The following is a 10,198-nucleotide window of genomic DNA, read 5'->3' as shown; positions in this document are numbered from 1 at the left end:
GACTTCGCCGACGCCGTCGCCACCCGCGTCACCACCGTCGCCCACGTCTAACCACACCACCCACACGCCGGGCGGGAACAAACCACCCGCCCGGCACTGGGCCCAAAGAGCAGAAGAAGGCACCATGTCCTCCGCAGAGACGCGTCCGCTGGTTGCACTCATCAGCGCCAATCCGGCCGCCCTTGTGCCGGCGAACGCGGCGTTTGCATCAGGGTTCCCCGAGGCGCGGCTGTGGAATATCCTCGATGACCAGTTGCAGGAAGACGCGGACGTTCGAGGTGTGACCGGGTCCTTGGCCGAGCGGATGCACCGGTTGATCAACCATGCGGTGCTTGAGGGTGCGGATGCTGTCCTCCTCACCTGCCCCGTTTACGCAACGGCTGTTCAGTCCTACGCCGACAAATGCCCCGTCCCTCTGCTCGATCCTGATGCGATGGCCCTGGATGGGCTGTTCGCACAGGTTCCGGGATCAGTCCTGGTGCTCGCCAGCGACCATCAGCCACTGACCGTCGCGATAAACCGCTTTATCAACGAGTCCGCCGGGCGGGGTGTTCCAGTGGAGACCCGCGGTGCTGTTGTTCCAGGGGCGAAGCCCGCAGCCCTGCACGGCACCACAGAGGAACTCGTCACCGCCCTGGCCGCAGTAGTCACGAAACAACCGTCGCCTCCTGACGCGGTTCTGCTCGCCCAATATTCCCTGGCATCCGCGGCCAAGGAACTTCAATCCACCACAGGCATACCGGTTTTCTCCGGGCCCATCAGCTCAGCCGCGGCACTTCGCCGCACCATTCTTGGAGGTACACGATGATCGGTGTCATTGCCGATGACTTCACAGGCGGCACAGATGTTGCTGTCGCATTCCGCCGCGCCGGACTCCGCGTCCTGATCCAATTCGGCGTACCGGAAGTCGTCTCAGGCAACGACGGAGCCGACGTCGTGGTCATTGCGCTCAAAACCCGCACACTTCCTGCGGATCAGGCTGTGGCACAGTCGTTGCGTGCGGGCCGGAAGCTGCTGGACGCCGGCGCGAAGCAGCTCTTCTTCAAGTTCTGCTCAACGTTCGATTCCACCCCGGCCGGCAACATCGGCCCGGTCAATGATGCCTTGGCGGACCTGACCGGCAGCAGTGTTACCGTCGTGGTGCCCAGCTCTCCCTCGCACGGACGTACCCAGTACAACGGTCATCTATTCGTCCACCATCAGCTCCTGTCGGACTCACCCATGCGTCATCACCCCTTGACGCCCATGACCGATTCGCGCGTGCCGGAACTGCTTCGCTCCCAAACAGCACGCACCGTATCCTTGGTAACCCTGCAGCAAGTTCATGCTGGAACCGAGGCGCTGACCGCTGCAATCGCCGATCTGCAACACTCGGGAATCCCGTATGCCGTGGTAGATGCAGTTGAGCCCAGCGACCTTGCCACCATTGGCAGGGTGGTCATCGATCACCCCTTCGTATCCGGAGCGGCCGGTCTCGCCGGCGGGCTGGCAACGGCAATCGCCGAACGCAACACGTCCACCCGCAAGCAGGCACCCTTCAATGGCGGGTCCGGCCACGACGGCCCGGCGGTCGCGCTGGCAGGATCCTGTTCCGCCCGCACTCTCCAGCAAATCGAAGCAATGCAGGCCGGTGGACACCCCTCATACCAGCTCGATGCTGTAGCAGTACCGGACTCTTCCCTGCTGTCCGAAGCCGCCCTGGCCTGGTACGACGAGCAACCGCCGGGCACTGCCCCGCTGATCTACTCTTCGTTGCCGCCGGAGAAGCTCCGTGAATCCCAGCGCAGGCTCGGGGTCGCTGCTTCGGCTGAAATTCTGGAGACAGCCATGGGCCTCATCGCCCGTGGACTGGTCAGCCGGGGGGTGCAGCGAGTGGTTGTCGCAGGTGGCGAAACCTCAGGCTCCGTGGTGACAGCACTCCACGTCAGCGGCGGACTGATCGGTTCCGAGGCTGCTCCTGGCGTCCCCTGGATTCATACCTCACACAACGGTCCACTGGCCCTACTCCTGAAATCCGGTAACTTCGGCGACGTCGACTTCCTCGTCCAGGCTGTGAGCCCCCGAACGACCGTGGCCGTATAGCCTGTTTCCCATCAACTGACCATGAAGGGAAAAGGAAACATCGATGTATAGTCTGTGGGTCACGCTGGAGGTACAGCCCGAGGGTCGGAAAGAGTTTCTGGAGGCCATCACGCGCAACGCCGAGTCGTCTGTCCGGGATGAAGATGGGTGCCTTCGCTTCGACGTCATCGAATTGGGCGACGGAACAAACACCTTCGCTTTCTACGAGGTATACACCGATCGTGCCGCCTTTGAGGAAGAGCACCTCAAAACCCAGCATTTTCTGGCCTACAAGGTCATCTCCACACGCGTCGTCGTCCCTGGAAGTCAGCGCGAAACCGGCGGCCCCATGATCGCGTCCTTCTAACGAAGCGGCCCGACGTCCAGAAGGACGCCACCACCGGCACCTAAAGTGGTTGACTGGCCGACCACTTTATCCGATGATGGATGTGGCCCACCTCACGTGCTTGGAGATGGGCGCAGCATTCCTCAAAGGAGAGACCCAATGACAGATCGTCTTCGGCCAGATTCAGCCTTGTTCGCCGCCGGTTCGTTCAACCGCCGCACACTAGTGCAAGGGGCCCTGGCGGGCCTGGCCCTGGCTGCCGGCGGCGGGGCCGCAGCACAGGCCACGTCCGAGAGACCGGCGCCCTTTTCTGCCGGAACGGAAAGGGCTTCCTATCGGGTCCCCGGCCAGGCCACGGATTGCCACATGCACATCTTCGATCCCGACAGATTCCCGTATCCCTTGCCGACCGCGACTCCGCCGCCCAAGGCAACAGTTGCCGATTACCGTCTCCTGCAACGCCGCACAGGCACCAAACGCACGGTGGTCGTCACACCGTCGAACTACAGCACAGACAACCGCTGCACGCTCGACGCCATCGCACAGCTAGGGCTCCGGGATGCCCGTGGCGTAGCGGTGATCGACAACACCTTCACGGACGGGCAACTACGGGAAATGAACGACGGCGGAATCCGCGGAATCCGCTTCAACCTCACCCGCCCGGGTGGCGCCGGGGCAGAACTGATCCGGCCGCTGGCCGAACGTGTTGCGGACCTTGGCTGGCATGTGCAGATCCATATGACGGCAGAAGGAATCCAGGAAAACCTTGCTCGGATCAGCGGCCTGCCCACCGACCTGGTCATCGACCACATGGGCAGGATACCTGGAGCCACAGGGACCGCGCATCCTGCGTACGCTGCCATTCTTCGACTCATCGATGAGGGAACCACCTGGGTTAAGCTCTCAGGCGTCTACCACGAATCACCGGTCGGACCCCCGTCCTACAGCGACCGCGCCGCAGTTGGTTCGGCTTTTGCCCGGGCGGCGCCTGAGCGCATGTTGTGGGGCAGCGACTGGCCCCACCCTACCGCTTCCCGGGGTGAGGTACCCATGCCCGACGATGCCGCCATGTTGGATCTGTTTGCGTCATGGGTTCCGCGACAACAGGACCGTAAGAGAATCCTCGTGGACAACCCGGAAAAGCTGTACGGGTTCTGACTGGGACACCCCCGGGCACGGAGCCGCTGCCGTGCCCGGGCTACCGGCCCATCAGCAACGCGGCGGCAAGCACGGCAGGTATGGCAGCAACTGAGGTGAGCAGGATTGAGTCGCGGGCGATAGCGGCACCTCTGTCGTAGCGGCTGGAAAACAGGAACACGTTCTGGGCTGTCGGCAGGGCGCTCATAATCACGGCGGCGAACGCTTGCGCATCATCCACAGCGAAGACGTAGCGGGCGAGGACAAATGTCAGCGCGGGCATGATGGCGGCCTTGAGTCCACTGGCGACCAGTACGTCGGTCCGAGCCCCGCCGGACCGCAACGGCCTGCTCCCGGGCAAGCTCATACCAAATGCCATCAGGACCAGCGGCACGGCCGCCCCGCCCAGGACCTTGAGCGGATCCCAGAGCAATGGGGGCAGCTCCAGCCCGGTCCAGGCCACAACGGCCCCGAGAAATGAGGCGATAATCATCGGATTCCGCACCGGTTGGGCGAGCAACGATCTGAGCGTGGGCCGCTGTCCTGTCGTGAGGTCAAGGAGCAGGAGAAACAGTGGCGAGAGCACCAGCAACTGCACAAGCAAGACCGGGGCAACCGGAGTGGCGTTGCCAATCGCGTAGACCGCGACCGGAATCCCGATGTGATTGGCGTTGACGTAGGAGCTTGCCATAGCGCCCACGACGATTTCTGCGCCCTTGCGGGGAAACCACAGCGCACTCAGGCCCCAGTAAAGCAGACACGTCAGTACAGCCGCAGCAAGGGCCAAGGGCACCAGGGCAGAGAAGATGTCACCGAGTTCCGAGCCTGCCAAAATGGTAAAGAGGAGGGCTGGATTGGTGATGAAGAAGGCGATCCTGGACAAGACGGGCCCAGCTGACGGGCCGGCGATGCCGGCCCGTCCAGCCAAGTAGCCAACCAGGATAATTGTGCCAACGAGCGCGAATCCTGCGAAGATCCCGCCCATTCAGCCCCCGTCCGTGCAGGACGCCGTTGCAGGGGCCACGGTCAGATTCGTGCGGCAGCGGCAGCCTGCTCGGGTGTGAGCGGTCGCGTAGTGCGTCCGTGCAGGAGCAGGTAGACCTTGGCCGTCTCCTCAAGCTCTTCAAGTGCATCCATGGCACTGTCCACATCTTTGCCTGCCACGACGGGGCCGTGATTGCTCAGCAGCATGGCAAGGTGTTCGGCAGCTGTAGCCTCGGCCAGGCCCTCCAGCGCCGGATCCCCCGGTGCGTGATAGGGCAGCAATGGAAGGGTTCCTACCCGCATGGCGAAGTAGGCCGTCAGCGGTGGAATGGCGCTGCCGGCCGTGGTGTGCTCCAGGCAGGACACGGCGGCCGAATATGTCGAGTGGGTATGTACCACTGCAGTGTCCTGCGGACGGGCCCGGAGGACAGCCGCGTGCAGGAAGGCCTCTTTGGAAGGCTTGTTGCCACTGACATGCGTTCCAGCGGCGTCAATGACTGAGAGTTCGTCCGGCCGGACAGTCCCCAGGCTGCTGCCCGTCGGGGTAACCAGAATGGCGTCACCCCAGCGGACGCTGATGTTTCCTGTTCGACCGTGAGTCAGGCCACGGTTGAAGATGGATCGGGCTGCGTCTACGACGCTTTCGCGGAGGCGGCTTTCGGTGCTCATGCATTCTCTTTCTTGGGGGTCGTTGCGGAGGTTGGGTTCCCCAGCAGTTGAGACCGTAGGGTGGCGGCTGCAAGTTTCGGGCCCGCCAGAACCGGTTTGTCGAGGGCAGCGGCCAAGGCCTCGGCCGCCGGGGAAAGCGAGTACTGGGCCAGTAAGACGGCATCAGAATCTTCCTGATCTCTGCACGCTGACTCAAGCGCGCGGCTCAGGCGTTCCGTGTCTGCGGCCGCTGCGGCTGCCGCTGCCCCCTCGGCAACGATGCCCGTGACGGCGATGTCCTGACCGGCTGAGGCTGCTGCTGCCGAGAACCGCTCCAGCGCGTCTTCCAGCGGCCCCCTGGCGGAGGCCAGCAGCACGATGCGTTTGTAGCCGCCGAACAAAGCGGCCTTGAATGCTGACGCGTCGGGGGCATGGATCGGAATGGACAGCTCAGATGCGAGCCGTTCGGCGATGGGCCCGTACATGGAGCACGTCAGAAGGATTCCGTCCGCACCCTCAGTTTCGGCGTGGCGAATCAATCGGGTCATGCGTTCGGCCAGCCCCTCGGTGACGCCCCCTTGGGCTGTAGCGTCGTCTAGAAGGCGGTCATCGAGAAGGTTCCATAATCTGGCTTCAGGAAAAACCTCATGAAAAGCCCCGGTAGCTGGTGGGATCGCCACCGGGGTCGCACTGATCAGCGAGATCAGCGGGTTGGATTGATGACGGGTCACGGTGCGTCTCCTAGTCGGCGGATTTCCAGCCATGTGCCATGGCAAGGATGAGGGTGAATGTTCCAAATGCAGCAGCGACCCAGTACGTGAGCGGCCCTAAGGTCTTGGACACCCCGATGATGAAGTCACTGCTACCGATCAGCAACCCCGCGAGCTGGAGCAGCACAAGCACCGTCCCCAGGAGCAGCATTGCTACCAGGAGTGCAACGAAGACCATGGTCAGGACGCGGATCAGTGCTTTGCGGCGTGGCCCAAAGCCGGGGCCGGCGTCGATGTGTTTTTGTGAAGACATTTATCAGCCTTTCTGGTCCGGCTAGTGGGGAATGGGTAGCAGGTTGAACGCCACCACCACGGGGATGATCAGGAACGGCACCACGTAGAACACCACCAGCGGCACGAACGTTTTGGCAGGATTCACTTCCGCGATGCTCGCAGAGATGAAGATGGACGGACCTCCGGGCGGGGACGCACCTTCTGTAGAGATGGCCACCATGATGGCGCAAACAGCCAGGGCCGGGTGAACTCCTGCTGCCACAAGGACTGCGAACGCACCGCCGCCGAGGGTCGCGGCCGTGGCCGTGGCACTCAGCGGACCACCCACCAGGGCTATGATCACCACAATGATCAGCACTGTGACGATGGCCGGTGCGTTCAGGCCGGTGAGGGCATCACGCAACTGCTTGTCCAACCCAAGGGCAAGAAGGACCGCACTACCGGCGAAGGAGAACACCAGTGTTGCGCCGATGTCCTTGAACCGTGGGGCTGTACTGGCGATGAAGGTGTACCACGCACGAGGTGTGGACGGCAGTTGCTTACGACCAATGATGAGGCTGAGGATGCCCAGGAGGACGGGGATCCACAGCAGGATGTCGATCGCTTTGACGGCATCGGGTCCCTTGTCGCCCAGCAGGCGGGCGATGAGCTCAGCGCCGACGCCAACGGTAAGAAGAATCGGCACGGCTATGCCTAGGTAGACGATCAATGATCGCCACCCCTGCTTCAGGGACCGTCGCAGCGGCATGAGTTCTTCACCGGATACCTTGGCAATTTTGTAGCGCCGCACAAAGTAGAAGATGCATAGCAGTCTCCACAGCACGCAGTATCCGGCCACGACGAACATCGCTACCAGGGTGGCGTTCTTGTCGATGTTCGGTCCCACGGTGGCAAGTCCCACAAGGATGAGATAGGAGGCGCTGGGCGGGATGACCGTGCCGTTGCCGGAGTTTCCTGCGACGACGGAGGAGGCTATGTGTTTGGGCCAGTTTGAGCGTTCCATCCATGGAATCGTGACCGATCCGATGGTGGCTGCATTCGCAGACGCTGAGTGGGTCAGCGCCCCGAAGCCTGCAGAGGCGAGGGTGGAGACGTAGCCTGCGCCGCCGCGAAGTCGGCCAAGCATGGAGTTCAGGATATGGACCTGATGGTGGATGATGCCGGTCTGCGTCAGCACGAATCCGATAAAGGTGAAGGACATCGCGGCGAAGACCACAGGTTGCTTGAAGGCTTCCCCGAGGCCTGTGCCCAGAAGCGCGAAGAAGTCGGCTCCGCCAAACAGGCACAGCACGAGGAATCCGACAATCATGGCCTCGCCGATACCCCGCTTTACGACGGTGGCCCACACGAGGATGGTGATGAGATAGACGATCAGCGCCCAGACGGCGATTCCCACGTCATCTCCTTTCTAGAGGGTGGACGAATGGTCTGCGTCGACGCAGTGCTCTGGCGACGGCTTGCCGTCTTCTGCGGAGACCGGGAGGCGGTGCCTCAAGATCGCGACGGGACTGCCGGTGGCAGCTCGGAACACCGGCGGACCGGGAGTTCCCGTGGTTGGATCCAAAGGGTGGGCTGCGATGGAGTGTCCCCGTTCGTGGGCGACGAGCAGTGCCCCCGCTTCGGCGTCCAAGCAGAAGAAACGGGGCCTGATGCCGTGGGTCTCGGTCCAGCGTCCTGGGCCAAGACGGCCCGTGTCGGGATCGACGTCGTACGTGCCGATAGTGTCCGGGAACTCACCACCAGGTGAGTGGTCTCCGGGTCCGCTGCGGTTGGAGACATAAACATGCTTCCCGTCGGCGCTGACCGCGATTTCTGCCCCGCGGCTGTCCCCGGTCACAGTGTCGGGCAGTGCGGACGTGGACTGGATAGGGCGGAGTGTGCCCGTGGCGGCGTCCCAACTGTAGGTGGTCACCGTTGAAAGGAATTCCTCGATCGAGTAAACGAAGTTGTTGGATGGTGAAAACGCCACGTGCCGTGGTCCAGACATTTCCCGCAACCGTATGGTCCGGTCCTGGTGCCACGTCAGGGATCCGGTGCTGTCGATCGAGATCGTGAAAATTGAATCCAGGCCTTTGTCCGGGACCAGCGCGTACGAACCGGTGGCGTCGAAGACCACCTGGTGGGGTTTGGAACTGTTTTGGTCACGGCGGTGCGGCCCGGTTTCACCCTCGAAGGACAGCAGACCTGCGACGGGGCCGAGGCTGTCATCCGGGAGTATCCGGATGCTGGCTACCGTGCCGCTGTTGTGGTTGGCCACCACGAGGAACTGCTGGTCCGGGCTGAGTGCCAAATGGACCGGGTTCACTCCCCCGGCATCAACCGTGTCACGGTAATCGATGCGTCCGGTCGCCGGGTCCAGCTCCAGGGCGCTGATCTGGTTCCCGTCGCCATGGGCAACGTAAAGCTGTGTGCTTCTTGGACTGAGGACCATGAAACTGGGGTTGTCCATGCCCACCGTTTGCCGTGGGAGCCAGCGTCCGTCATCGAGGATTTCGAAGACCTCCAACCCGCTGCCGCGCCCCTCGCGCAGCACGCTGGTTCGTGAACCAACATAGGCAAGTTCAGTGACCGGCAAGGCTGGCCTCCCCGGCGTTGGCGTCCGCGTGGACGGCTTGGACCAGCATCCCAGGGTCCCCGAAGTTGCCGGATTTCAAAAGCAAAGCGATGGGAATCTCCCCTGTGGTGTAGATCCATGGCACCCCGGGGGCCATTTCCGTACCGATGGTCCCGCCCTGGACGCCCAATGCCTGGACAACCGCACCGGAGGTTTCGCCTCCGGCAGTGACGATTCGGCGCACGCCCCTTTCAACGAGCCCACGGGCAATCAAACCGGTGGCCTTTTCGAGGATGGCGGAGGATCTTTCGGTGCCCAAAATCTCCTGGGTTCGGCGCAGCTCTCCGGGTTCTAGAGTTGAGTAGATCAGCGGCCGGGCGTCATGAGGCAGTGTCCCGAACCAGGCAAGGGCCGATTCTGCCAGCTGTACAGGGTCCGGGTTTGCGACAGCGTCGAGGAAGAACGAGGGTTCCTGCTCGCGCATGTAAGAGACCTGTTCCCGGGTCCGGGCCGAACAGCTTCCCGCCAAAGCGACTGCCCGCCCGGTTCCGACCGGGTCCTGTTCGTGGTCTTGGCTGCTTCCCCGGTTCCCGGCCAGAGATCGACCAAGCCCCCCGGCGAGTCCGGCGGCGCCTGTAACCAGCACATCGTCGCGACAGGCATCACCGATGGCTTGCAGGTCTTTAGCGGTAATGGCATCCGTGACGGCATAGCGGACACCGCGGCCGGCCATCTCATCGAGGTACTCCCGGATTGCCCGGGCGCCTGCACGTACGGTTTTTTGGCTGACGAGTTCTACAGGGCGTTCGGTCTGGGCACTGAGGAGCCGGACGACGTTGGAATCAGTCATCGGCGTCAAGGGATGGTGGCTCATCGGAGACTCGGCCAGTGGCTGTTCGGCGACGAACAGATTACCCATGTACTGTGTGCGGCGGTGTTCAGGTGAGGCCGGAGCAACGACCGTCAGACGTGAACCCTGGAGATCGGCCAGTGCGTCGGCTACTTGGCCGATGTTGCCTTCGGGTTTGGAATCGAAGGTGGAGCAGTATTTGAAATAGAGCTGCGAGGCGCCATGGTTCTTAAGCCATTCTGCGGCGCGCAGGGATTCGGCGACGGCGTCGTCTACCGGCAGGGTCCTTGTTTTCAATGCAATGACCACAGCGTCATGGTACGGCAGGATCGTCTCCGAATCGGGCGAGCCGAACAGAATGACTGTTGCCAGTCCGGCACGTCGGAAAGCGACGGCTACGTCAGTACCACCGGTCACATCATCGGCGATGACACCTATCACTGTTGTTCCTACCATTTCGTGGGGTTTCCGGACGCGGACGCATGGCCTCCTGCCGGAAGTTGGGCAATGTGCGTGCACGCCGGGCGGGTGGTTTGTTCCCGCCCGGCGTGTGGGTGGTGTGGTTAGACGTGGGCGACGGTGGTGACGCGGGTGGCGACGGCGTCGGCGAAGTC

11 protein-coding genes are annotated in these 10,198 nt (G+C 62.7%); 4 read left to right on the top strand and 7 right to left on the bottom strand.

Annotated features, from left to right (window positions below):
* Positions 1-124 precede the first annotated feature (124 nt).
* The 4 genes from BMY91_RS22800 (at position 125) to BMY91_RS22785 (ending at position 3,565) form a co-directional block, all read left to right on the top strand.
* Positions 125-808 (top strand): hypothetical protein, encoded by a 684-nt coding sequence (locus BMY91_RS22800; RefSeq protein ID WP_090826449.1) that lies wholly within the window; start codon positions 125-127, stop codon positions 806-808.
* Positions 805-2,082: a 3-oxo-tetronate kinase gene (gene otnK, locus BMY91_RS22795; RefSeq protein WP_090826445.1), complete on the top strand. Its 1,278-nt coding sequence runs from the start codon at positions 805-807 to the stop codon at positions 2,080-2,082. The genes BMY91_RS22800 and otnK (BMY91_RS22795) overlap by 4 nt, the downstream gene beginning before the upstream one ends.
* 43 nt (positions 2,083-2,125) lie before the next feature.
* Positions 2,126-2,428: a putative quinol monooxygenase gene (locus BMY91_RS22790; protein ID WP_090826442.1), complete on the top strand. Its 303-nt coding sequence runs from the start codon at positions 2,126-2,128 to the stop codon at positions 2,426-2,428.
* Between the two features lie 138 nt (positions 2,429-2,566).
* Positions 2,567-3,565, top strand: a complete 999-nt coding sequence (locus BMY91_RS22785; protein ID WP_090826441.1) for an amidohydrolase family protein — start codon at positions 2,567-2,569, stop codon at positions 3,563-3,565.
* Between the two features lie 40 nt (positions 3,566-3,605).
* On the opposite strand, the gene BMY91_RS22780 is transcribed toward BMY91_RS22785, so the two are convergent.
* From BMY91_RS22780 to otnK (BMY91_RS22750), 7 genes are read right to left on the bottom strand one after another with little or no spacing between them, the layout of a single operon-like run.
* Entirely contained in the window at positions 3,606-4,529 is a 924-nt protein-coding gene (locus tag BMY91_RS22780; RefSeq protein WP_090826438.1) for an AEC family transporter, read from the bottom strand.
* Between the two features lie 41 nt (positions 4,530-4,570).
* Positions 4,571-5,197, bottom strand: coding sequence for a 3-oxo-tetronate 4-phosphate decarboxylase (gene otnC / locus BMY91_RS22775; protein ID WP_090826435.1), 627 nt, complete (start codon positions 5,195-5,197; stop codon positions 4,571-4,573).
* Positions 5,194-5,907, bottom strand: coding sequence for an aspartate/glutamate racemase family protein (locus BMY91_RS22770; RefSeq protein ID WP_090826433.1), 714 nt, complete (start codon positions 5,905-5,907; stop codon positions 5,194-5,196). The genes otnC and BMY91_RS22770 overlap by 4 nt, the downstream gene beginning before the upstream one ends.
* Positions 5,908-5,917: 10 nt before the next feature.
* A complete protein-coding gene (locus BMY91_RS22765; protein ID WP_090826430.1) occupies positions 5,918-6,199 on the bottom strand; it encodes a hypothetical protein in 282 nt (93 codons plus the stop codon).
* 21 nt (positions 6,200-6,220) lie between these two features.
* Complete coding sequence (locus BMY91_RS22760; protein ID WP_090826424.1) at positions 6,221-7,576, bottom strand: TRAP transporter large permease subunit; 1,356 nt, start codon at positions 7,574-7,576, stop codon at positions 6,221-6,223.
* Between the two features lie 12 nt (positions 7,577-7,588).
* Positions 7,589-8,755: a lactonase family protein gene (locus BMY91_RS22755; RefSeq protein ID WP_175538827.1), complete on the bottom strand. Its 1,167-nt coding sequence runs from the start codon at positions 8,753-8,755 to the stop codon at positions 7,589-7,591.
* Positions 8,742-10,025 (bottom strand): 3-oxo-tetronate kinase, encoded by a 1,284-nt coding sequence (gene otnK, locus BMY91_RS22750; protein ID WP_090826452.1) that lies wholly within the window; start codon positions 10,023-10,025, stop codon positions 8,742-8,744. Before otnK (BMY91_RS22750) ends, BMY91_RS22755 begins: the two co-directional genes overlap by 14 nt.
* Positions 10,026-10,198: the final 173 nt, after the last annotated feature.

Origin of the sequence: Arthrobacter sp. yr096 (assembly GCF_900108925.1) — a bacterium.
GTDB lineage: Bacteria > Actinomycetota > Actinomycetes > Actinomycetales > Micrococcaceae > Arthrobacter.
Note: the sequence above shows the minus strand (reverse complement) of the source record. Positions and strands in the feature narration are given on the sequence as shown.

What these genes read in the sequence shown, in the direction of transcription:
- otnK (WP_090826445.1), top strand. Translation starts at nt 805, where the DNA reads ATGATCGGTGTCATTGCCGATGACTTCACAGGCGGCACAGATGTTGCT.
- BMY91_RS22780 (WP_090826438.1), bottom strand. Translation starts at nt 4,529, where the DNA reads ATGGGCGGGATCTTCGCAGGATTCGCGCTCGTTGGCACAATTATCCTG.
- otnC (WP_090826435.1), bottom strand. Translation starts at nt 5,197, where the DNA reads ATGAGCACCGAAAGCCGCCTCCGCGAAAGCGTCGTAGACGCAGCCCGA.
- BMY91_RS22785 (WP_090826441.1), top strand. Translation starts at nt 2,567, where the DNA reads ATGACAGATCGTCTTCGGCCAGATTCAGCCTTGTTCGCCGCCGGTTCG.
- BMY91_RS22800 (WP_090826449.1), top strand. Translation starts at nt 125, where the DNA reads ATGTCCTCCGCAGAGACGCGTCCGCTGGTTGCACTCATCAGCGCCAAT.
- BMY91_RS22790 (WP_090826442.1), top strand. Translation starts at nt 2,126, where the DNA reads ATGTATAGTCTGTGGGTCACGCTGGAGGTACAGCCCGAGGGTCGGAAA.
- BMY91_RS22765 (WP_090826430.1), bottom strand. Translation starts at nt 6,199, where the DNA reads ATGTCTTCACAAAAACACATCGACGCCGGCCCCGGCTTTGGGCCACGC.